Origin of the sequence: Undibacterium sp. KW1 (genome assembly GCF_009937955.1) — a bacterium.
In the GTDB taxonomy this organism is placed as follows: Bacteria; Pseudomonadota; Gammaproteobacteria; order Burkholderiales; family Burkholderiaceae_D; genus Undibacterium.
Genome location: NZ_AP018439.1, coordinates 3,751,190 through 3,775,482 on the forward strand (window position 1 = coordinate 3,751,190; position 24,293 = coordinate 3,775,482).

Sequence of the window (24,293 nt, forward strand, 5' to 3'; positions counted from 1 at the left end):
CAAATACAGATCAAACTCACATCAACAACAAAGCCCCCGTTTCCAGTTGCGGCCTATTGTGCAAAGTCTGGCCCTTGTTATTGTTAAAGTCATTGGCTGCCAGGCTGGTCTGCACGACGCTCAAACCGATACCGGTCAGGTTGCCGTTCAAACCATACTGATAACTGAGGTCACCGCCAATGGCAACCGTATTCGATCCATACAGATGCGCATCGAGCATGGAACTCATGACTGCCCACTGGTTCAGGCTTGGTGTGGCCGCCAGGCTGGCATCAAACTTCTGAACCAGTTTGCTAAAGTCAAATACTTCAACTTTGCTGTTCTTGGTCTTGTCAGTTGATGCAGCATCGTAGTCTCCACCCTCGGTGATGAATTGCAGGCGATCCACACCACGCAAGCCCTGATTGGTGTACCAGTCCTTGAGGGTGATGCTGTCGCCCTGGCCCAGGTTGAGCACCAGGTCCATGCCAGCCTTGCTCAGTGACAGGTCGGCATATTTGATGCCTTTGCCAAGAGAGATCGTATTGCCATTGACCTTGTTGTTTTTGTAGATGTCTGCACCGTCACCACGGTTGAAGGCAAATACATTGAGGCCCTGACCTGGGTCTATGGTGTCATTGCCTTTGCCACCGGCATACCAGTGGTTGCCGACGTTCATGGTGATCACATCATCACCGTCACCACCATCGACCAGCTTGTTGCCATAGTCGCCGGTGATGACATCATTGCCTGCACCACCTTGTGCGACGTCATTGCCGTTGGCGAGGGTGATGGTGTCGATGCCGTTGCCGCCATTGACGTAGTCATTGCCATAACCTGCGCTGATGGTGTCGTCGCCATTGCCACCGTACAAGGTGTCGTCCTGATCACCGCCATCAATGGTGTCGTTGCCGTCACCGCCATCGAGCATGTCATTGCCATTGCTGCCGGTGAGTTTGTCGTCTCCGGCACGGCCATACAGGATGTCGATGCCATCGCCACCATCAAGCGTGTCGTTGCCATTGCCACCGTCGAGGGTGTCGTTACCGCTACTGCCATCGAGCAGGTCGTCACCGTCTTCGCCATACAGGGCGTCGTTACCGCTTTGACCGTAGAGGCGGTCATTGCCGACACCGCCGTAGGCAACGTCTTCGCCATTGCCACCATCGAGCTTGTCGTTGCCGTAGCCACCATACAGCGTGTCATTGCCATCCACACCAAAGATGGTATCGTCGTTACGGCCACCACGCACAACTTCGGCAGCATTACCGCCATTGACAGTGACCTGTTTGACCAGCAGGTCATCCCAACTGACTTGTTTGCCATCGGAGAGGATGAATTTCTCGATAGGGGAAATGACTTTGCCTTGTGCATCGAGAGTGACTTCAAAGTCGATACCCTGGCTTGCATCACCAGTTGCAGTAATCGCGCGGATTTGGGCAATTTTCTTATTGCCTACTGTCGCTACCGAACCGATGAGGTTGTCGAGGCTTAAGCCACTGGCGAAATTGAGGCTGTCAACACCGGCTGTATCGCTGATGAAGTCAAGGCCATCACCTTGGGCATAGTAGTACTGGTCGTCACCTGCATCACCATTCAAGAGGTCATTGCCTGCACCGCCAGTTAGACTGTCGTTGCCGGCACCAGCGGAGAGGGTATCGGCACCAGCGCCGCCACTCATGACATCGGCAGCAGTGGTGCCAGTCAAGACATCTGCGGCATCGGTGCCGGTGAGACCACCAGGTGCTGCACCCGCAATATGCAGGACGAGTTTGTTTGTGGCTGTCAGGCCGCCTTTGTCTTTGGCCTGGATAGTGACGGACAAGTCTCCCACAGCAGCTTGATCAGGCGTACCGCTCAGGGTTTTGGTGACAGCATCAAATGTCAGCCAGCCTGGCAGCGGGCTGCCGTTTGCCAGTGTGGCGCTGTAAGTCAGTACGTCACCTGCGTCGGCATCGGTGAAGGTGCCTGCCGGCAAGGCAAAGCTGAAGACGGCTTTTTCTGTCAGGCTTTGATCTGTCAGGGTCTTGGCTGCCACTGGTGCTGTATTTGGTGCGACATAGTCTGCCACGTGCAAGTTCAACGTTGTTTTAGCTGTGAGACCACCTTTGTCCTTGACTGAGATGGACAGGGACAGGTCACCTACGGCAGCGTGATCCGGTGTGCCACTGAGGGTTTTGGTGGCAGCGTCAAATGTCAGCCAGCTTGGCAGCGGGCTGCCGTTTGCCAGTGTAGCGCTGTAGGTCAGTACATCGCCTGCATCGGCATCTGTGAAGGTGCCCGCAGGCAAGGTAAAGCTGAAGACAGCTTTTTCTGTCAGGCTTTGATCTGTCAGAGTCTTGGCTGCCACTGGTACTGTATTTGGTGGGACAAAATCTGCCACATGCAAATTCAACGCCGTTTTAGCTGTCAAACCACCTTTGTCTTTGACGGAAACGGACAAGGCCAGATCGCCGACAGCAGCATGATCAGGTGTACCGCTCAGCGTCCTGGTGACTGCATCAAACGTCAGCCAGCTTGGCAGAGGGCTACCATTGGCCAGTGTGGCGCTGTAGGTGAGTATGTCGCCTGCATCGGCATCAACAAAGAGCGTATCTGGAATGACCAGGCTAAACGCTTTTGTCTCCGTCAGTGCCTGATCTGCGAGACTGGCTTTCACTTCTGGTGCGGTATTGATTGCTACTGCAGCCGTCACGCTCAAGCTGAAGTCCAGGCTGGTTGTCAGTTGGCCGCCATCTTTTGCGGTCACGCGAATGGCCAGTTCACCTATGTCATCGTGACTTGGTGTGCCGCTCAACTTTCTGGTTGCCGGATCAAACTTGAGCCAAGCTGGCAAGGCATCGCCATTACCAAGACTCAAACTATAAGTAAGAATGTCCCCCACATCCGCGTCGCTGAAGAGGCCATCAGGCAAGGTGAAGCTGAAAACTTTGTTCTCTGCCACTTTTTGCAAAGCGATGGAACCGATTGCAACCGGGGCTGTATTGGCACCCAACATTGGTCTCGCTGGTGCATGCGCTATCATATCCGCAAGAGTGAACTTAGTACCGTCGGCAAATTCGAAGAGCTCGACACCGAAACCAGTGGCATCCTGCTCATTGGCGAGTACGATACTCACACCCTTGCCACCCCAAGAGATATTCAGGGTTTGATGAGGTGTGTCTGCTTCGAACCTGCCCCAGGTGAATTTGAGGTCGGACAGATTAATACCGGCTTCAAAGATAACTGTGTCTTTTGGAAGCGTACTTTGATCAATATCGACATCAACAGAAAACTCACCAGGAGACTTAGTTTTGCTGCTTTCACTGATTCCTGAATCATAAATGACATCCCAACCCTCGTCACCAGCAAATAAGCGATACCAGTCTCCCTGCGCAGCGCCATTCATGAAATCATCACCTGTTCCACCAATAATTTCATCCCTGCCATACGAGCCCAAGATAGTGTCGTTGCCAGCTCCGCCATACACAAAGCTACCAGACATGCCATTATCATTAACGTAATATACTGATTTCAAATCCCCAGGTGTAGAGTCAAAAACACGCATATCTGGGTCTGCCAGATCAAATCCAACCAATTCACTGACTGGTGCAAATTTATCAATGCCACTGTCAACAAAATCGTCTCCGCCGCCAGCATCAACATGCTGATAACCATATCTACCGCCCGCAGCGCCAGCATACAAGATATGATTATCTGAGTTACCGGCTCGTATATCTTCCACACTCATAGCTATTTTTGTACTGGTCTCGTAATATCGCGTCTTCCTGCTAGCTACCACGGGAACGACCACATTGACTGATTGCAGATTCTGGTACAAATTAAAATAACCTGGCTCTTTCTTAATAACGCCGGTCGCTGGATCAATTTTATCGACATAAACCGGCGTAGCATTTGCAGGAGTGATAAAACTCCCATTTGACTTTGCCACTTCATCCAAATCAATTCTGCGCACAAAGGTTGCGTCGCTTTGGAAAGAAGTATTTTGGCTGACCTTGATCTCCTGAGTAGCTATATGATCAGAAATCTTCGTGGTTTGCACATTCACATCGGGGTCAAACGCCGCAATCTCAGCCTCATCTGATACAGTCTTTGTAGTCGTCATCGCCAATACGGTCGTTGTATTCGTTGCAGTTACCCACATATCACCATCCCACCAGTGGTGAACAACAGTCCCGCTAGCCTTTTGATTGGCGGACATAAATTTTTGATGTGCGCCCATGAAGTTGGTTCGGTATGCATCATTTTTTTGCGCACTGCTTGTTCCAGCCGGAACAGACGTTGAAGTCACGGCAAGGCTAGTCAGCGAGGCAGAGACTCCGGCCACCGTCTTGACGTTCCAATTCATACTCGTAGAAAAGTAATTATTAACGGTCAAACCGTCTGCGCCACCGGCGAGGCCAATATACAAATTATCGCCCTGCCGTTGTACTGCTAAATCACTTAACGCAACTCCCGCCTTGAGGCTAACCAGATTAGTTTCACCTGCAACCTCTCTAATCACATCCTGACCACTACCGAAACCCAACATATAGGTATCCATGCCGTGACCACCAACGAGTATGTCATCGCCAGCACCACCATCAAGAGCATCATCGCCTTTACCACCGTACAATATGTCCTCATTGCCAGTACCGGTAAGGCTTACAGAGTCTGCATACAAGCGATCCATGAACTGGTCGTGACTAAGTACACTATCATCAGCAAATTTGAAAATGGTATTGGCCAGGCTCAAACCGTCTTTCAGCAATATCTGGTCACCATTACTCCCTATCTGCACTTGCAGATAACTCTCACCAGCATTTTTCACCAGGTGTCCGCGTAAGTCTGAGATTTGTATGCCCGCGCCAAATTTGATGGTGCTGGTCCCTTCAGCGTCAATAATGGTATCTACGCCATCGCCAGTCCTGTAGATATAAGTATCGTTACCAGTGCCTCCCAGTAAAGTGTCATCACCGCCAGCACCTTTGAGCGTATCTTCACCATCAAGGCCGTTGAGCAGGTCATTTCCCTTTGCGCCCACCAGCCTGTTTTTTTCACTATTGCCGGTCAGGTTTTGCACTTCAGCCCTGCTGGCCAGCAAATCTTCATGAGTCAGCACTACGCCATTGGCAAATTCGTAGGTTTCAATAGCACCGTCTGCGCCACCAAGTATGGTGATCTGGTCGCCGCCGCCATAGGCAACGACCAAGTCCCTGCCATCCTGGCTCACACTGACCTGCAAATCTTCCGCAGTAATTCCTGCACCAAAGCGTATGACGTCGGCTGACATATTGTCATGGAAACTGTAAGTTCCATCTGCAATGACGTCTTTACCGTCACCGCGATTGAACACATAGGTATCACTGCCAAAGTCATCAATCAATCTATCGTTACCGGCACCGCCCTGGTAAGTATCATCACCATAACCGCCGAGCAATATGCCATTACCACTGCCATCTATGAGCGTGTCATTGCCGTAATCTCCACCCAGCACATTATTGCCAAGACCACCTTCTATGAAGTCATCATCCTCACCGCCAAACAAGCGATCATTGCCGTCGCCACCACGCAAGGTATCGTTGCCATCATCTCCAAAAATCAGATCATTACCCGCCCCGCCAGTAATATTGTCGTCACCAGCGCGACCATGTATCAATGCATCACCTTCGCCAGCTTTGAGTTGGTCATTACCCGGCGTACCATCAATGGCAGCAGGCAGGTTCATTTTGGCAATGGCATCCTTATTCAGGACCACGCCATTACTAAAGCTGATGCTGCTGATGTTACCCAGACTGGCAGCACCGTTTTGCAGGGTGATGGTGTTGTTGCCGCTCTTGAACACCAGGTCTTTGGGACTTGTAGCAGCTGCAAGCTTGAAATCAGCACTGCTAAAGCCTGCACCCAGATTCAATACAGAGCTACCGCCAGCATCATTGATGAAAACATTGACAGGCGTACTGTTAGATTGAGCTATGTAGTAAGTATCATTACCCAGACCGCCGTCCATGGTATCGGCTTCACCACCATACAAGCTGTCATTACCGGCACCAGCCAGCATCTTGTCATTGCCATAGGTGCCGTAAATGCGGTCATCAACTGAGGTGCCTTGCATGGCATTGTCGCCATTGACAGATGTGGCCTGTCGGATATCAACACCCTTGGCCAGCAAATCAGCATACGTCACGCTGCTGTTGTCAGCAAACACCACCGCATCAAGCGCGTGGCTGGCTTGCAGATCTTGAATGTTCGTTGCAGACAATTTGATCGAATCGCCTGAGGCCAGGTTCAGTTGCAAGGAGCCACCTGAAGTCGTCAGGCTGATATCACTCGCAGCGATGCCGGCGCCCATGATAATGCGGTTACCGCCGATGGCTGTTTGACCATTAGAACTCAAGCCAGCGTCATTGATCTCATCAGCACCATCGCCTTTTTTGAAGATATAAGCATTATTACCGTTGCGGCCAGTAATTTTGTCGTCACCCGCGCCGCCTGTGATGGTAGATTTGCCACCATTGGCAGTGATATGGTCATTACCAAAGCCACCAACAACGGTATCACTTTCTGTATTTGACTCTACATCCATGCCACCGAGGTGGTTAGCTTCAAGCAGTTGCTGGTTCGTGATTACGCGTCCATCAGCAAACTTGTAGATAGCAATGGTTCCATTCATTCCCCCTTTGATGATGATGGCATCACTTTGTGAGTAACGAAGTATCATGTCACCCGAGCCAGATTCAGTAGCTTTCAAATCAGCCACCGCAATGCCAGCACCAAACTCTATAATGTTAGCGCCAGCATTATCCTCTATGCCATCGGTCATATTCTGTATGGTTTGTGAATCACCTATATTGAAACGATAGGTATCGGCACCGGCACCACCTTCAAGCACATCAACACCAATGCCACCATCCAGCGTATCATCACCGCCATCGCCTTTGATGTGGTCATTACCCTTGCCACCTACCAAGAAGTCATCGCCCTGATCGTTGACTTCTACGCTTTCACTGCCATTGTCGCCGTACAGCACGTCGTCGCCGTCACCACCGATGACAGTATCATTGCCGCCACCACCATCAACAACGTCGTCACCAGCCTGGCCATCAAGGTAGTCATTGCCATAATTGCTGCCCAGCTTTTCCATACTGATGAAACCATCATCACCATACATCTGGTCATTGCCAGTGCCACCATACAAGGTATCTGAACGACCGCCGCCGACGAGAGTGTCATTACCTTCACCACCGTCAAGATAATCTGATCCATGCAAGTCTGCGTCGAGTATTTTTTTACCATCGACGTAGCCATCTCCCCACAAGACATCATCCCCCTTGCCACCATCAAGCCTGTCGTCACGACCACCGCCAGTGAGGGTGTCATTACCGTCACCGCCATCAAGAGAGTCATTGCCATGCACGCTGAGTGGCGTCAAATTATCATAGACATCATCACCATAGATATCGTCATCACCTTCACCACCCAGGACAGTGTCTGCGCCACCCTGGCCGAATAGAATATCGTTACCCTTGCCGCCATCGATCAAATCGGCAGCATGCAGAGAAGATTTGACTTTCCATGCGTCCATTTTGCTGCCATCGAGAAGATCGAGATAATTAGCAGGGGAACTATCACCCCAGATATAGTCCTTGCCATCATTGCCATTCAAGACGTCTGCACCGCCACGGCCCCAGATATAGTCATCACCCTTGCCACCGCTGACTGTGTCATTACCCAGGGAAGCCAGAATCTTGTCATTGCCAGCACCACCGTCGGAAATACTGCCAACATCAATGATATCAGGGTCAGACATAACTCCCGGAAAACTGTATACCTCGTGAACACCATCATTTGTAAAGAAACTATGCACGTCAATAACCGAATAGTCATCCTTACCTGATGTGTAAATTCTATTTGATGATCCATACAAATTTTTTTCATATAATAGCTCGTGCGTTACGAGATCGATGCCGCTGTACACTTTTACACTTTGATTCCAATTAGGATTTCGTTCTAATTGCAAATATCCATTATTAACCAGAGAAACGACTTGCAATTTATAGTAATAATCCCGCATTCCAAAATATTTAATACCAAATTGAGCCTGATTCATAATGCCCCGACTGCAAATATCCAGTCGTCACCATCGCCACCATTGATAGTATCCCTGCCATTGCCGTCTATGATAATGTCGTCACCGTCATCACCATTGAGTAAATCGTTCCCTTTATCCCCACCTATAAGGTCATTCCCGCTACCGCCGTTAACGACATCATTGTCGCTGCCACTGCTACGCGGTATCACGCCATCATATTGCCTACCATCGTAACGTTCACCAGCAATCAAGACGTCATTACCAGCCCCTCCATCCAGTGTGTCATTTCCCCAGCCACTCTCCAGGTAGTCGTCGCCATCATTACCTTCAAGCCAGTCATTTGTTCCTATACCATAGACTGAATCAATCATTTCACCCACACTGCTGGAAAGGCTATCGTTGCCTTCTCCGCCTATCATGTGAACGTTGTCGACATTGTTGCTGAGGCCATCATGCTTGACGACGCCCTGGTCACCTCGTACCACCAAATCAAAACCTGGCTCCGTTTCTTTATCTGGAGGTCCTTCCAGATCAATACCAAGGTGTTTGTTTTCCCATTTCTTGATGGTGATGCTTTTACTGTTATCACTGCCTTCTTTTTTGATGACCAGCTCTTTACCACCCGCGCCATCATCGAGCACGGTGTAAATGTAAGTGACACCATTACTGTCTTTGCCCTTCCAGACCCCTTCAGTGACCTTCTTGCCACCAGTCAGCACGCCACCGTCGATTTGAACAGCACCACCTTCGTCGCTATCGAAAATGGTGTCCTTGCCATAATTGCCGTCGAATAAATACGTGTCATCGCCTTTGCCACCGAGCAGGATGTCATCATCCTCGCCACCAGTGAGTTGATCGTTCCCTTCATTTCCTTCGAGGTGGTCGTTACCTTTGCCGCCATTCAAAGTGTCGTTGCTTGCCCCACCATATAAATCATCACTAAAATCTCCACCGTTCAACAAGTCGTTCAGTTCTCCCCCAAAGACAAAATGCTGTCTCTGTGCGTCACCTGTCATGCCTGAACCCAAACGTATATCTGTTTTTAAAGCCAAATCTTTGAATAATAAATTTGGGCCTTCCATCGTTGTGTCAGTGTTGTCCTTGCTATTGCGCAATCTGAGCCACCCCAACATAGCAGTCCGGTCTATCAGGTATTCGTCACTGAAATTTAATTTTCCGGCTGCGCGATCAGTCACGGATAAGTTCTTATCCTCCTGCCACAAGACGCCCAGTTTCCCTTGCATGGAAATTAATTTCTCTTCTGCTTGAGAGTCCGTCACCTTAACTGTAAACGGAGTAAGATAATGCAAGCTCAGAAATTGACCAATATCCTTGCGGGCATCGGTGATCTCCTCAGCGGAAATTTGAATCTTTCCCTGCAAAGAAGAAAAAGTTCCTGTTGGATTGCCGTTTTCATCTAGGTTCAATAAATTACTTATATTTTTGTGATATTCCAGTCGCGTAGGTGCGCTATTAGATACATCTCCAATTGCGGTATTTAAACCTAAGTCCCCAAATATAACTCTTCGCAATCCGTCAAGCACAAACTCCAAGGTCGACTCTGCTTGATTAGAAGCAGTTTCATAGATAGCATTTAATTTAACAATATCTAAAGAAGGATCAAGTTTAGCAAGTGCGTCCCCCAACCTAAGTGCATCCGTGAGTTTGTACATGTAATGATTTGGCAGACCAGTTCCGCCCTCATTAAATACAGACTGCCTCTGACCAACTTGATTAAACCAAAAACTGTTTGTCGTAACATTGATTCCGTTCTTGGCGAAATAATTTGTCTGCTCAGCGCCATTTGGAAAACGACCAAGCCCGTACCCAATTCCAATTAGGTGATCCAGCTCCTGAAATACAACTTCACTTCCCGGGGCAAATCCTGCGCTATTAAATGTTGTTGTATGTAAAACATGCGCTTGTGCTGAAAATAATCTAGTAAAAGCAGACGCCAGATAACCACCAAGGCTGTGCCCATTAACCTCAATTCCTCCCACCAAACTGGACGCAGGAATTTTTCCAGTACCAGCGACTGAAGGAATAGTTTCAAATCCCCATGGCGGGGTATTCAATTCTGAAAAACTTTCACGGATTTGAATTGCCATCTGGCCTTCTGGGGTTGTCTCTCGCAGCCACCAATTGACCATATCCGTTATTTGAGCTCTAGCGTTTCCGCTGCCCGCCAGATTGACATCGGTTAATAAATCAGTTCCCCCTGCGGTTCCGCGCATCGAAACATAGACTTTATTATTCTTGTCTTGCCAGACAGTCACATCAAACCCTGAAGTTGGCATACTCACTTGCGTCAGTACAACAAAATTTTCTGAAATGTACTTAGCAATATCTGGCGTCATACGTTCTGACAATTTTCCAAATAAATCGCCTGGCGTTTTTGCCTTGTTTAAATCATCATCATATGCAGCGTTGGCTAAAATTGCATTAATAAATGCATCATTAATTTGTGTCATTTCATTCCTTTAAATGAAGGTTCTTTTGATTTATCTTTTACGGTTATCTGCAGCAATTCAAATGAACTTTTACTACTTTCATCCGGCTGACAAAATCCTTTAAATGTCAATGGGGTATTAGCGCTGTTAAAATTAATCCAGCGTGCCACCCATCCACCGCCCGTGTACAATTCTTTGTAGTCCACAACCACTTCATTTTTGATGTCCACAAATCTAGAAGTTCTTTGCCATATTGGAATCCAGAGTTCGGCAATGATTTCATCATTTGTAACTCGACCCTTGACATTTTTTGTAGGCTCGACATCTACAAAGTAAACGGTTCCCCCCCGTAATTTTTCTCTGTTCCAATTAATTGAAGAAGCTTTCTCAGCGCATAACCGATCAAATTCTCTTCGTCCAACAATTTCGTCAGCAATAGGCAGAGGAAATATCAAGAGAAACAAAACAAGCGCAAACAAGCCCTCGAATGATTTCAATTGAATTTTTTCCGTAATAAAAATCGAAATGCCAGCAGCTAGAATCAGCCATATCGCTGCAATTCCCAAAAAAAATAATCCACTCATGTATCTCTCAAAAATTTAATCGTCAAATTAACGAACCATAGAACTGCAACTTACATTCGCATTTTTCACAAATGATGTCAGCATCGCTTTATTTTTCACATCCATCATTACTTCATCTTTGTTCTCAAAATCCAAAATCCGTCTGCTCCTTCAAATCTATTTCACTCACCTGCCTGGCTGGTCTTCCTCGCTTGGATTGCGTTCTTCTCACGCTACTCGCCACACTCATTGCGTCCTTAAATTTCTCATTCCCCAACGCTTGCCCTTGCGCCAGAGGCACACGTAAATCGGCTATGGTTGCCTCATCAAGTTTATTGCGAAATAAATCGCGATACGTTTGCATCCTTGCTCCTACATCCTGCCCAAGCTAAAGTACTATTATCCGAGTTCGTCCTATTCTTCATATTACGCATTTTCGTTTGCAACATCTCAACAATCATCGCTCCCTTGCCGCCTCACTAACCGCCTTCTGCACCGGCGACAACAAGTACTCCAGCACACTGCGCTTACCCTGATTAATTTCCGCCACCACCTGCATGCCTGGCGTGGTACTGAGCTTGTTTCCCTGCCCATCAATCAACGTCTGTTGGTCCAGTTGCACCCTGGCTTTGTAGGTTGCGATGCTGGTGCTGTTACTTCCATTGCTGCCGTTGCTGTCTGCGTTTTGATTGCTGTTTTGCTTGTTGACTTCCGTCGCATCTGCACTGACGTGTATCACCTTGCCGTGGAGCATGCCGTAACGCTGAAAGGGGTAGGCAGCGAGTTTGATCTGGGCTTCTTGCCCGACTTGTACAAAGCCGACATCTTCATTCTTGATTTGCACGTCGGCATACAGTTGCTCGTCTTTGGGGACGAGGGTGAGTACTACGCTGCCGGGTTGGACTACGGCACCGGGAGTTGTCGTGGCGAGGTCTTTGATGATGCCGTCTTGCGGGGCTTTGAGTTCCATCAGGCCTTCTTTGTAATTGCTTTTGTCCAGCGTTGGCTGGAGCTGGGCGATGCGTGCACGGATGTCGGCCAGTTCTTTTTGCAGTTCAGACTGGTAGTTGCTCTGGATCTGGCTGAGCTTTTTTTGTTGTGCGTCAATGGTGGCATTGAGTGCGGCAACGCTGGCGTGCTGGGCGTCGAGGTCTTTGGATTTTTCCAGTGCTTCGCGTTGTTTGTCGGCGCTGGCGAGGTTGCCGACATAGCCTTCTTTTTCGAGCTTGCTGTAGGCGTCTGCGGTCTTTTTATAAGTGGGCAGGGTTTGTTCGAGCTTGCTTAAAATTTCTGTGGCACTTTTGCGTTCATGCTCTGCACGGCTCAGCAATGATTTTTCCTGATCAAGGCTGTCGAGATAGGCTTTGCGGTGGGCGTGGTACTGGCTTTGTACCTGGGCAAAGCGGGTGGCATCATCCCCTGCCTTGATGAGCATGGGCTGGTTGGCGAGTTCTGCTTCTATGCGGCGTACTTGCAGTTGCTGGCTGGCGAGGTCGCTGCTGATGCTGGTTTTGTCGGCACTGGCGAGTGTGGTATCGAGCCTGGCCAGGACTTGTCCGGCTTTGACGCTATCACCTTCTTGCACCAGTATCTCTTTGAGCACGCCTGCCTCTGCCGGTTGCACGATCTTGACCAGGGTCTGAGGTGTGAGTTTGCCTTCAGCCGTGGCGATGATATCGAGCTGGCCTATGGCTGCCCAGACCAGCAGGATGAAGACGAGTGCGCAGACTGCCCACAAGACAATGCGGCCTATGTGGCTGGGCTGCTGGGTTTGTATGAGTTGCAAAGGGTCATGCCAGCGGCTGGGTGGACGCAGGGGGATGACTTTGGCGGTGCTTGGTGCGGTCTTTTCTGGTGCTGCGGTTTGTGCAGTTGATCTCGCATCTGGCGTTGTCATGCCCTGGTCGGGCTGGGGTGTTGGTACTTGCTGCATGGGTGCTTGCCTGTCTGCTTTTTTACTTGCTCAATTTTGGATTTTTTTGTCGGGCTTGTCTTATTTCTTTGCCCTGCTTTGATCTATGCGGCGGTACTCGCCTGCACCACTACTGGTGCCGGGTGCATTTGCTGGGCACCGTCATGGGTCAGGCGATAGACAGCATCGACCTTGAGGCCCTTGGGCAAACCATGGGTAATGAAGAGCATGGTGACTTTGCCTTTGAGGGCATTGATCGTTTGTGCGAAGTGTTCTGCCGTGGTGGTATCAAGGGCGCTGGTGGCTTCGTCAAAGATCAGGATGCTGGGGCGTTTAAGCAGAGCACGGGCGATGGCAATGCGCTGCTTTTGACCGCCAGAGAGACCGGCACCGCGTTCACCGATTTCTGTCTGGTAGCCTTTGGGCAGGCCTTCGATGACACTATGAATTTCTGCCATTTTGCAGGCGGCGACGATTTGTTCAAACCCAGCATTGGGGCTGGCCATTTGCAGGTTGTCGTAGATGGTGCCGGAGAACAGAGTGGTTTCTTGCGGCACTACGCCAAAGTGGCTGCGCAATTCATTGGCAGACAGGTAGCGTATATCCACATTGTCGATGAGGATGCGGCCCTGGCTGGGTTGGTAGAAGCCTTGCATGAGTTTGGCAAGCGTGCTTTTACCGCAGCCAGATGGGCCCATGATGGCGATGGTCTGGCCTTGTGGGATGTGCAGGTCGAGGTTTTGGTAAACGGTGGGCAGATGTTCGCCATATTTGAAGGCGAGATTGTGGATTTGTATGCTGCCTGCCTTGTTGCTGTCGCGCGCTGGGATGACAGAGTAAGGCTCTACCGGGGCGTTCATGAGGTCACCCAAACGAGCGATGGAGAGGCTGGCTTGCTGGAATTGTTGCCACAGGCCGACCAGACGCAGCATGGGCTGCGACAGGCGGCCAGAGAACATCTGGAAGGCGACCAGCATACCGATGGTAAAGGCCGTGTCATGCATGACGGTGTAGGCACCAATTGCCAGTATCAACAAGCTCATGATTTGCTCAAGCAGGTTGGCGAAGGTGTTGTAGGTGTTGGCCAGTTGTTTGGTAGCGAAACCTGCCTGCAGGTAGCTGGCGAGGAAGCCGCTGTATTTGCTGTTGAGTTGAGGTTCCAGCTGCAGCGATTTAACGGTTTCCAGGCCAACAATGTACTCGGTCAAAAATGCCTGGTTGCGTGCGCCGAGCTGGAATTGTTCTTGCAGCCTTTGCTGGAACAAGGGGGCGACAACAGTACTGAGGATGACGATGGTGGTCAGTATGGCTAAAGCGATCAGGGTCAGGGTGACGCTGTAGTAAAACATGATGCCGACAAAGATCAGCAGGAAGGGCAAATCAAGCACGAGGGTAACGCCAGCGCTGGCGATGAATTCGCGTATGGTTTCTACACCATGCAGACGGGCGGCAATGACGCCTGTGGGCCTGTGCTGGAAGTACATGGGTGGCAGTTTGAACAGACGCTCAAACACGGCGGAACCGAGTACGGCATCGACGCGGTTACCAGTATGCAAAATCAGGTATTGGCGCAGCCACGACAAACCCGCCGAGAACAGCATGAAGACGGCCATGCCGATGGCAATGACAATCAGTGTGCTTTGGGTGTGATGCACCACGACCTTGTCGATGATGGCCTGGGTAAACAAGGGAGTGGCCAGGGCAATCAGTTGTATCACCAAAGAAGCCAGCAGGATTTCTTGCCAGAGCTTTTTATGCTTGAGCAATTCTGGGATAAACCAGCGAAAGCCGAATTTGCGTTGCTGGCTGGTGGCCTGGTCACTGTCTGGGTCTGCCGCCGGATCAGCTTGCGGGGTAATGCGGGTAATCTGCCCCTGGTATCTCTGCTGAAATTCAGTCAGAAGTATGCTGCGAGGGCTGGTGTCTGAAGGTTCTACGATGAGGACTTGGCTGGTATCGGCTTGCAGGATCAGAGCGGGGACTAACGTAGGGGCAGGTGCGGAGGCAGGCTCTGACTTGTCCGGTCGTTCGCCCGCCGCCGGACTTCGCTCTTCGGTTTGAAAGGCGACATCGCTGATATCGCTTGCTGTTTCTGGTGCAGGGCTGAGCCAGGCGATGAGAGGGAATGATTCGTGCTGCAATTTGCCGCCCTTGCACTTGCGGGTGTCGGCATTGAAGCCATAAGCCTTGACGGCCATCAGCAAACCATCACTGGTGTAAGGAGCAGCAAACTGTTGTGCTGCCAGTTCAGGGGAATATGGCTTGCGATGGAGCGCACAAAGCCCCTGTAATGCCCAGAACCAGGCATTACGGTCTAGAGAATGGGAGATCATGGAGGATGGATAAAATGAGAGAAATGGTTTATGCCGTAGGATGGATCCTACATATGTATCGTATTGTATCTTTATATTCACAAAAAATGCAATATTTTGTGAATTTCTTGCGCGAAGATCAATTTCCGTGTAGAAATTTCCATTAGGGAACTTTTCACTCTGCTTACTCCTGTTTGCATTCTGCGTTCACCGCATCACCAGTAAAAAAATAGCTTCGCGCTGCCGGTCAAAATAATTTCATAGAGGCTGTAAATTTTTCTTATCCCCTGCGAATAACAGAGCAAGGGTTTAGCGAAGCTGTGCATCAAGCTCGCTAAACATGAACTCATTATTTCTGGGAGATATCATGTACGGTTTGATTTTAATGCGCAGTTTTATACTTGTCTTATTTTATGCATGCTGGTCTTGTAGCGCATTTGCGCAGCATGCCAAAACCAGTTTGGCAACCACTGCCGATATGACGCTGGAGCGCGTGATGCAAGCGCATCTGGCGGCGCTTGGGGATGTGAGCAAGTTGCAGTCGCGCCGCGTTAAATTGCGCATCATAGGGATGGCACCGTTTGAAATACCGACGACAGTAGAAGCAAAGCGCCCCAATCTGTTACGACGGGATGTGCTGGTGCAAGGGCAAACACAGGTATCGGCTTATGATGGGAAAGATGCGTGGAAGATAGACCCCTTCCTGACTAGCGGCAAAAAAGCGGTTGATTTATCAGCCGAAGAATTGCCTGCCATGCTGGAAGAAAGTTATTTTGATGGGATACTGGTGGCGACGCAAAAGCTTGGGTTCCCCTTGCAATATGCGGGTATAGAGAAGCTTGACGGGCGGCGCGTGCATGTGCTGAAGGTGAGCATTCCTGCTACGGGTGAATCGACTATCTATCTGGATGCTGACAGTTTTCTGGAAATCAAGCGCCTGCAAAAGCGCCCTGTCATGGGCCGCATGACTGAGCTGGAAGTCTATACCAGTGATTATCGCCTGCATGACGGCCTGATGGTGGCTTATCGTTTTGAGATAGGCACCAAGGGCTCTGCGCAGCGCATGAGCATTGTGGTGGATGCGGTGGAAAATAATCCGGTCATTGCTGCCAGCCGTTTTCAACGCGCTGCTAATTTGGCGAACTGAGCCATCATGCAAAACGATGCCACTATTAATGCAGGTAATGCAGGCCTCTCTGCAATCGCACCCGCGCATGCCCAAGCCAAGCAAACCGCAGCAACTGGCGAACGCCTGCATGGACTGGATGCCTTGCGTGCCGGGGCCCTGCTGTTGGGCGTGCTTTTACATGCGAGCATTTCTTTTTTGCCTGGCGCCAAATTCTTTTGGATGGTCAGCGACAATCAAAAAACCGCATTGCTGGGGCCAGTGTTCTTTGTCATCCATATTTTCAGGATGCCTCTGTTCTTCATGTTGGCCGGTTATTTTGCCCACCTGGTTTTGCAAAAGAAAGGCTGGGCTGGTTTTATCAAGGACAGGCTCAAACGCATCACCCTGCCCTTGCTGCTTGGCTGGCCTGTGATATTTGCAGCGATCGTTGCCGCCATGGTGCTGGCTGCCTGGGTGCGCAATGGCGGCAGCCTGCCGCAAAAGTCACCACCTCCACCGGCTTTTACGGCTGACAGTTTCCCGCTTGCCCACTTGTGGTTTTTGTATATGCTGACGCTGCTGTATGCAGTGTATCTCGGTCTTTGGGCGGTCTGCAGGCAACTGGGTATCTTGCCCCAACTGAAGCGCTGTGCAGAATGGCTCATGCCCGCAATGTCAGGCTGGTTTGGCCCCATGTTGCTGGCACTGCCGGTGGCGCTGGCCTTGTTTTATACGCCTTACTGGGTGAGCTGGTTTGGCGTGCCTACGCCAGATCAATCACTCTACCCTGGACGGGCAGCCTGGGTCAGTTTTGGCATGGCGTTTAGCTTTGGCTGGATGTTGCAGCAATCAACCGCTACATTGCCACGGTGGCAGCAACGCTGGCGCTGGCACCTGGGCCTTGCACTATTGATGACGGCTATCTGTCTGTATCTGGGCGGTCTGGTACCAAGACTGGTGCCGGCAGTGCATGATGAAAGCAAATTGATTTTTGCCTGGCTATATGCGGCGGCTGCATGGCATTTTTGTTTTGGCCTGACTGGTCTGGCGCTAAAATTCATGAAGCAGGCAACCCCCACGCTACGTTACCTGGCAGATGCTTCTTACTGGATTTACCTGGTGCACCTGCCCCTGGTGATGGTTTTGCAGGTCCTGGTATCGCGTAGTGAGTGGCATTGGACAATCAAACTGGCCGCAGTCTTGCTGGGCACACTGGTTTTGACTTTACTCAGCTATCGCTATCTGGTCCGGTTTACATGGATAGGCAAGCTCTTGAATGGCCAGCGTCATGCTGCTCACCGGCAGCACGCACGGGCCTGACATCGATGAACGGGTATATGGACGAAGAACTCTTCTTGCAGCAACTCGCCATGCATAAACGCCTGCTGTACAAGGTGGCCTATAGCTATTGCCGTCATGCCGAAGACAGGCGTGATCTGGTGCAGGAAATGGTCATGCAGTTATGGCGTTCTTTTCGCAGTTTTGATCAGCGCGTGCAGTTTTCTACCTGGATGTACCGCATCGCCATGAATGTCGCTATCTCGCACTACCGCAGTGAGACACGGCAAGTGCGCGATACGCTGCCACTGGAAGAGTTTGGTCTGGACATCGCCGAGGCAGACCAACTCTACAACGCCCAGAGCGACAATATGCGCACACTGGACAAACTCATCACCGAGCTGGATGAGCTTAATCGCGCACTTATCCTGCTGTTCATGGATGGTCATGACAATGATGAGATCGCCAGCATCATGGGGCTCAGCACTGCCAATGTTGCCACGCGCATGACACGCATCAAACAGAAATTACAAGCCCGCTTTGCAGAAGGAAATTAAGATGGATCTCGATCTCTTGAAAGCCGAATGGCAAGCCCGCGACCAGCGCCTCGAGCAGGCTGTCAGGATGAATACCCAGATGCTGCGCCTGTCCTTGCTGGAACAGCACAGGCGTGAAATTGCAAAATGGGGCTGGGTCGATAAATATGAAATCATCGCAGGCACCCCGGTTTTTATTTATCTGATCTGGTTCCTCGGGCATTACGCCGGCGTATGGCAATTTGCCCTGCCCGCCTTTGCCATGCTGGCCTGGACTATCGCCCTGCCAATTCTCAATCACAGACTGCGCCATGCCCTGCAGGATATGGATTTTGGCCAACCCGTGACCGAGGTACAAAAGCAATTGGCCGTGCACAAGGCCAGACGCCTGAACCTGTTCAAATGGGCGTTCTTGCTGGGCCAGATAGTCTGGTTCATTCCATTTCTGCTGGTATTTTTTAAAGGCGTGTTCGGAGTTGACTTGTACCTGAAAACCGAGAATTTCATAGGCCCCAGCCTCATCGGTGGCGTCTTGTTTATTCCGCTGGCAATTGGCATATCCAAACTACTGTCAGGTCGTTTGCAGCACTCTGCCCGCTTCCAGGCTTTTACCGATATGCTGGCTGGCAAAGATATTATCCAGACACGCCAGTTCCTGGCCAGGATCGCGCAGTTTGAAGAAACGCCGGATGAAGCCAGATCAGGTAATTGATTCTGATGATTTTCTTGCAAATTATATTATCTTTAAGATCATTTTTAAAATAGCTAATTCCCTGATACTGAGGTGACATATGTGCTTTCGCCGTCATCTGGCAAGTCTTGTTTTTTTACTCCATATACACAGCTCTGTTTTAGCCCAGCCCACTGAAGTACAAATCACGCTGGATGGGCCAGTCTCGACGCAAACAACAGGTATAGAAAAAACCATGAGCATCCTTGCAAAATCCCTGCTTGAACGTAACGGCATGGAAGGAAAACCATGGAATGCCAATCAATTACGGTACGGGCAAGGATGTCAGTGATGAGACTATGGCCGACGCAGGCCAACCGGTTGAATTGCAACTGCTTGGTAACAGTTATATCCGTGTGCCCGTGGGCCAAACTACGCAATAAGATTGTCAGGGCTTGTCATGGGACTATTTGATTTTTTCTGCAGCAAGAAAGCCATACAGCAAACCATCCATGATCAGTCAATGGGAATCATCGTCTGGAGCGGTGAAGAAAAGTCCTGGTGTGGTTCATGCAATGGAGTCAAATTTCAAATAGTGCGTGAAGCTGGCCAGGATAGTCCCTCTTCAGAATTGATGGCCTATGCCAGGAAAATATTGTCTGGCAAATTTTTACAGGGGTCATTAGAAAAGGCGAAAGGAGACTGGGTAAACAGATACCCGCTGGCTAAGGATGAAGTTGATATCTTGCGCTATGAATTACTTAGCATATATCTTTACAAAAACGAGAACAGGATTTGGGCAGAACTTGGTCCAGAATTTCCAGACCGTTGCTGGCGTATGGAATATCATGAGCGTATGGAATATCATGATTTTGTTTGCGAAGGTCTGGGATTTGATTCCTGATTTATATGACTGAGCTTGCCAGATGTGCTATCGGGATTGGTAGCAAAAGTACGCGTTCGAACGAGCTGGATATCATGTGTTAATGTATCTCTCCAGAATTTTTCCTGTACTCTGCTATCAGCCTGAATGTCTCAGGCAAATTATCCATCCCCGCGAGTGCATTAATCGCTTCTTCATAAGCGGGATTAATCTGTAGTGCACTCTTTAAACTGTCGATTGCCTGTTCATACCTGCCTTGTGCGCGGTAAGCGAGGCCCAAATTGAAATAGGCTTCATCTTTCAAGTCATGGTCTTCACGCAAGGCTGTCTCGAAGCAGCTAATCGCTGCATCAAATTCCTCCATATACATGAGGTTTGCTCCCCTGAGTATCCAGGGCCAGCCAAGATCAATATCGGCATGCTTGCAACCCGCCTCAAACCAGGGACGTGCCTCTTTGGGGGACTGAAAATCCTGCACCAGTACGGCAATCTGCATTGCGACGAACCCCTTGTATGTTTCGGGTGCCAGTTCATAGGCGGTGATCAGGGCCTGCAAACTCTCATTATTTCGGCTCAGATCCTTAAGAACCTGTTCGAGATCTTATTGTAAACAAAAGGAATATTGCGTAAACTCGGTTAGATGAGAAAAATCTACCCAAGCGACATAAGTCGAGAACAGTTTGCAAAGATAGAAGATATTCTGCTGAGCGCACGCAAGAAAACCAAGCCGCGCCAAGTGGATTTATATGATGTTTTTTGCGCGGTATTGTACGTGTTAAAAAGTGGCTGCCAGTGGGACATGATACCGAGCGACTTTCCTCCTAAAAGTACGGTGTACACGTACTTTAAGCAATGGAAAGAGAAGCCGTTGGGAAGTGAGTTAAGCCTGCTGGAGCAGGCTTTAAAAAAATCAGGTTGGCGCGGCCCGTACCAAACATGGTCGGAACGTACACAGCACCTTTTTGATTGTTGACGCCCAGAGTGTCAAAAACACGGATACGGCAAAACACAAAGGCTACGATGCAGGGAAGAAAATATCAGGAATCAAGCGCCATATTGCCGTTGACACAGAGGGGCTACCTCATGCCATTGCCGTGACAACAGCCGACATCACGGATAGAAAGGGAGCACTGGAAGCGTTTGAGCAGCACAAGCATTCCTTGGGCAAGGTTGCCAGCGTGCTCGTCGATGGTGGTTATACGGGACGCCCTTTTGCTGAGGGTGTCCATCAAATTCTGGGGGCGTCCGTACAAGTTGCCAAGCGCAATGAACTCCACACCTTTAGTGTCATGCCTCAGCGGTGGGTGGTGGAACGCTCTTTTGCCTGGCTTGAGAAATGCCATCGCCTTTGGAAAAACTGTGAGCGACAATTAAATACCAGCTTGCAATTCGTTAATTTGGCATTTCTCACTTTGCTCTTGCGGCGCGGGTGATCAAAAAAGATCTCGAACAGGTTCTAAGAGCTTCACCATAGAGTGACCAGGCTCTGGCATGCTGGGGTCGTGATTTTACATATACGTCCAGAAGTTCTACCACATGGCTTGGATGAAGATCTGTCTTTGACAGATATTCTGCGCGTTTATAAATCTCATCGAGAAGCTCACTGGTCATGGTAGTCATTGTCCTTTTTTGACCTTGGTACATGTATCGCAAATTATTGATTTTTACGTAAATCATGACAACCGTTTTTGATTTCATTCGTTATCCCAATATGATGTCCGTATTGGAGGTTTGAGATGGCGAAAGAAATAGAAGATGGAGCAAAGCGACGAGTCAAGGCGGGTCGGCTTCTGCTGCAAGGCAGAGGGTGCGCCGAAGTAGCGCTGGTGGTCGGTGTAGCACGCAACACGGTATATACCTGGAAAGCCATACTCGATGAAGGAGGGCTTGACGCGCTGCGCGCAGTAGGTGGAAAGGGGCGGCCTGCACAACTTGATGCCATGGAATTAGGGGAGTTGCGGCGCTGCCTTCTCGATAGTCCGACGGAACATGGTTTTGGCACCGAGTTGTGGACACTTAAACGCGTGCGTCTACTTATTGAAAGAAAGTTCGAAGTGTCGTTCAGTGAAGTGCACGTTTGGCGCATTCTTGGCGCACTGGGATTCAGTAACCAAAAGCCGGAGCGTCGCGCCATCGAACGTAACGAAGATGCTGTACAGGAGTTCAAGAAAAAGACCTGGCCTGCGCTCAAAAAAAAGCCTCGAGAGAGAATCGACTGATTGTATTCATCGACGAGTCCGGAATCAGCGAACGGCCTACCCGTGTGCGTACTTGGGCACTCAAAGGGAAAACGCCGATTATTCAGTTTCATTTCAACTGGAAACATTTGTCCGTGATTGCAGGTGTGACCAGGAAGAACTACTTGTTCCGCTTCCACGAGGGTAGCATCAAGAAGGAGCAAATTGTCGAGTTTCTCAAGGCGCTCAAAGCGCATTTGAAGCAGCCGCTGTTGATCATCCTCGATGGGCTCAGGGCGCACAAATCGAAACTGGTGCGCGAATACCTCGACAGCACCAATGGGTACATTCAAATCGCATTCCTGCCCCCGTATGCGCCGGACCTCAATCCTGTCGAATATCTCTGGGCCTGGCTCAAGCGACATGCGTTGGCAAACTTCTGCCCGAACAACCTCGCCGAATTGCAAACAATTGCCCGCAATAAACTCAAAAGCGCACAACGCCGTCCATCCATCATCATGGCATGTTGGAAGCAGGCGGAGTTGTGGTGATGTCATCAATTATGTAAAGCTCAATAATAATCAATTTAGCGCAGTATGCAAAAGCAAACGCACTCGATCTGATCAGGCACTGCCGCGCACTTTGGGTATATGAGTCCTGGGCAAGAGCAGGCTATGCAAGAATTTGTTCTTTTTGACCAGCATCAATAACAACAACGGTAGCAATAGTCCAGCCACAAATGCCAGGCTGGCATTCAGGTAGGCATATGTGCTCACCCGCGACAGCATGCCAAATATTTTCCACTCTGTCCATGAGTGAAAAATCATGATGAATAAACTGCTGGTACCCAGATAGGCCAGCGCTTTGCCTGGCAGGCCAGCGTACTGCAGACAGCTTGATAGCGACAGTACCAGGTAGATACCGAGGATAGCCTGGGCGGTCGAAATCCACCAGTTGCCATACAGGCGCATGTTCAGGTCTATGGTTTCGTCAAAAAAGAAATGCAAGGCAGCAAAAAGGAGCAAGGCAATTGCAAACATCCAGGGCTGGAACCTGAAGCGCATGACATGCTCGTGCATGACATAACCAAGCAGGATGAAAGCAGTACTGATGCCGACCAGATCCAGACTCCAGGGCAAGCCGGGGAAATTGTGCTGGTGATTACCTACAGCCCGGTTCAGACCTTCAAACTGCTGCGCATCCATTCCGGCAAATTGCTGAGTCATGACGATGCCCAGGGCTAGCAGGATGGCAGTACTCAGTGCGGGCAATAACATGCCGGGCCGCAAACGGTGCATCAGACGCAAAAGTATCCAGGCTAATATAATGGCCAGGAACAAATGCGGCAGATACCACAGCGGCACCCATTCTATGGTACTGCCTGTGCCATATAACATACCCCAAAAATAGCTGCGGGCATCGATACCAGACCAGACTATGCGCGCCAGCCCCCAGGCTGACAACACGACGAAGAAGGGCTTTAACAGCGCATCAATCTTGAAGACCAGAAAATCCCTGAAGTCGGCATCCTGATGCAGGACAGCCCCGGACAAAAAGAAAAACAGGGGCATGTGAAAAGAAAAAATAATGCGGAACAGCTCGCCATGATCATGGGCAATGATCCAGTTATGTCCAAAGACAACCAGGATGATGCCTATGCCTTTGGCGATATCAATGCTGGTGTTACGTTCTGACATGGATCTCCATCAATGAAAACGCAAGTACGACTGTACACAAAGACCTATTTTTGTACCAGGTAATTCAATTCGGCATGCCAGTCTTGCGGCAATAATGAATGCACGGCAGCAGTCACTGGTACGCCACCTACCACTAGGCGGTTATGCGCCAAGCATTCCAGTTGTGCACCTACTTTTTTTGCGACGGCAATGCTGGCGACATTGCCCTCAGCAGCGACGATCTCTATGCGGTGAAAGCCCAGTTGCTTAAAGCCTGCGTCGGCCAGCAACATCGCCGCCTGGCTGGCAATGCCACGCCCTTGTACAGACTGTCTGACCCAGTAACCGAGATTACAATAATTATGCAGCTTGCTGATCATGTTCAGGCCTGCACCGCCGAGCAATTCCTTGCCATCTTCGCTGAAGATGCCAAACTCATAGGCCGTACCCTCTTCCCGCCCTTTATCACAAACCGCAAACCAGTCGCGCGCATGTTCACTATTAAAATCAGCATGACACCAGCTCATCCAGCGCCCAACCGTCGCTACCGATTCACATACTACTGCAGCAAACATGTCAGCATCAGCAGATTCATAAGCGCGCAGGCAGATACCGGGGGCAGTGATTTTTCTCATCATAAATAATTAATATGTACACAGCACGAGTATAGCCTGAGCA

17 protein-coding genes are annotated in these 24,293 nt (G+C 49.9%); 8 read left to right on the forward strand and 9 right to left on the reverse strand.

Going from position 1 to position 24,293, the window contains the following annotated elements:
- Nucleotides 1-16: 16 nt before the first annotated feature.
- From UNDKW_RS16840 to UNDKW_RS16865, 6 genes are all read right to left on the reverse strand, one after another.
- Nucleotides 17-7,768, reverse strand: coding sequence for a putative Ig domain-containing protein (locus tag UNDKW_RS16840; protein WP_162059611.1), 7,752 nt, complete (start codon nucleotides 7,766-7,768; stop codon nucleotides 17-19).
- Between the two features lie 296 nt (nucleotides 7,769-8,064).
- The gene (locus UNDKW_RS16845) at nucleotides 8,065-10,521 is read right to left on the reverse strand and encodes a hypothetical protein (RefSeq protein WP_162059612.1); all 2,457 of its coding nucleotides are present in this window, start codon (nucleotides 10,519-10,521) and stop codon (nucleotides 8,065-8,067) included.
- Nucleotides 10,518-11,084, reverse strand: a complete 567-nt coding sequence (locus UNDKW_RS16850; protein WP_162059613.1) for a hypothetical protein — start codon at nucleotides 11,082-11,084, stop codon at nucleotides 10,518-10,520. Before UNDKW_RS16850 ends, UNDKW_RS16845 begins: the two co-directional genes overlap by 4 nt.
- A gap of 124 nt (nucleotides 11,085-11,208) precedes the next feature.
- Nucleotides 11,209-11,427, reverse strand: a complete 219-nt coding sequence (locus UNDKW_RS16855; protein ID WP_162059614.1) for a hypothetical protein — start codon at nucleotides 11,425-11,427, stop codon at nucleotides 11,209-11,211.
- A gap of 93 nt (nucleotides 11,428-11,520) precedes the next feature.
- Complete coding sequence (locus UNDKW_RS16860; protein WP_232063015.1) at nucleotides 11,521-12,996, reverse strand: HlyD family type I secretion periplasmic adaptor subunit; 1,476 nt, start codon at nucleotides 12,994-12,996, stop codon at nucleotides 11,521-11,523.
- 83 nt (nucleotides 12,997-13,079) lie between these two features.
- Complete coding sequence (locus UNDKW_RS16865; protein WP_162059615.1) at nucleotides 13,080-15,308, reverse strand: peptidase domain-containing ABC transporter; 2,229 nt, start codon at nucleotides 15,306-15,308, stop codon at nucleotides 13,080-13,082.
- A 439-nt stretch (nucleotides 15,309-15,747) separates the two neighbouring features.
- Here UNDKW_RS16865 and UNDKW_RS16870 point away from each other — a divergent pair, with 439 nt between their 5' ends.
- The 6 genes from UNDKW_RS16870 (at nucleotide 15,748) to UNDKW_RS16890 (ending at nucleotide 19,783) form a co-directional block, all read left to right on the forward strand.
- Nucleotides 15,748-16,434 carry a hypothetical protein gene (locus UNDKW_RS16870; protein WP_162059616.1) on the forward strand — a complete coding sequence of 229 codons (687 nt, stop codon included), beginning with the start codon at nucleotides 15,748-15,750 and terminating at the stop codon, nucleotides 16,432-16,434.
- A gap of 6 nt (nucleotides 16,435-16,440) precedes the next feature.
- Complete coding sequence (locus UNDKW_RS16875; protein WP_162059617.1) at nucleotides 16,441-17,715, forward strand: acyltransferase family protein; 1,275 nt, start codon at nucleotides 16,441-16,443, stop codon at nucleotides 17,713-17,715.
- Nucleotides 17,716-17,732: 17 nt separating this feature from the next.
- Nucleotides 17,733-18,230: an RNA polymerase sigma factor gene (locus tag UNDKW_RS16880; RefSeq protein ID WP_162059618.1), complete on the forward strand. Its 498-nt coding sequence runs from the start codon at nucleotides 17,733-17,735 to the stop codon at nucleotides 18,228-18,230.
- A 1-nt stretch (nucleotide 18,231) separates the two neighbouring features.
- Entirely contained in the window at nucleotides 18,232-18,921 is a 690-nt protein-coding gene (locus UNDKW_RS16885; RefSeq protein ID WP_162059619.1) for a hypothetical protein, read from the forward strand.
- 272 nt (nucleotides 18,922-19,193) lie between these two features.
- Nucleotides 19,194-19,322 carry a hypothetical protein gene (locus tag UNDKW_RS30860; protein WP_255431512.1) on the forward strand — a complete coding sequence of 43 codons (129 nt, stop codon included), beginning with the start codon at nucleotides 19,194-19,196 and terminating at the stop codon, nucleotides 19,320-19,322.
- A 17-nt stretch (nucleotides 19,323-19,339) separates the two neighbouring features.
- A complete protein-coding gene (locus tag UNDKW_RS16890) occupies nucleotides 19,340-19,783 on the forward strand; it encodes a hypothetical protein (protein WP_162059620.1) in 444 nt (147 codons plus the stop codon).
- Between the two features lie 79 nt (nucleotides 19,784-19,862).
- Here UNDKW_RS16890 and UNDKW_RS16895 read toward each other — a convergent pair whose 3' ends face one another.
- The gene (locus tag UNDKW_RS16895; protein WP_162059621.1) at nucleotides 19,863-20,318 is read right to left on the reverse strand and encodes a tetratricopeptide repeat protein; all 456 of its coding nucleotides are present in this window, start codon (nucleotides 20,316-20,318) and stop codon (nucleotides 19,863-19,865) included.
- An 84-nt stretch (nucleotides 20,319-20,402) separates the two neighbouring features.
- Between UNDKW_RS16895 and UNDKW_RS16900 the strand changes: the two genes are divergently transcribed.
- Together UNDKW_RS16900 and UNDKW_RS16905 are read left to right on the forward strand one after the other, a co-directional pair.
- Nucleotides 20,403-21,195 (forward strand): IS5 family transposase gene (locus UNDKW_RS16900; RefSeq protein ID WP_162059447.1). Its coding sequence is split into 2 segments (ribosomal slippage): nucleotides 20,403-20,668 and nucleotides 20,667-21,195, totalling 795 coding nucleotides; the frame shifts between segments, so codons are not numbered across the junction.
- A 303-nt stretch (nucleotides 21,196-21,498) separates the two neighbouring features.
- Nucleotides 21,499-22,490 (forward strand): IS630 family transposase gene (locus UNDKW_RS16905; RefSeq protein ID WP_162057283.1). Its coding sequence is split into 2 segments (ribosomal slippage): nucleotides 21,499-21,961 and nucleotides 21,961-22,490, totalling 993 coding nucleotides; the frame shifts between segments, so codons are not numbered across the junction.
- Nucleotides 22,491-22,562: 72 nt separating this feature from the next.
- Here UNDKW_RS16905 and UNDKW_RS16910 read toward each other — a convergent pair.
- Together UNDKW_RS16910 and UNDKW_RS16915 are read right to left on the reverse strand one after the other, a co-directional pair.
- Entirely contained in the window at nucleotides 22,563-23,636 is a 1,074-nt protein-coding gene (locus tag UNDKW_RS16910) for an acyltransferase family protein (RefSeq protein WP_162059622.1), read from the reverse strand.
- 44 nt (nucleotides 23,637-23,680) lie between these two features.
- Complete coding sequence (locus tag UNDKW_RS16915) at nucleotides 23,681-24,250, reverse strand: GNAT family N-acetyltransferase (protein ID WP_162059623.1); 570 nt, start codon at nucleotides 24,248-24,250, stop codon at nucleotides 23,681-23,683.
- Nucleotides 24,251-24,293: the final 43 nt, after the last annotated feature.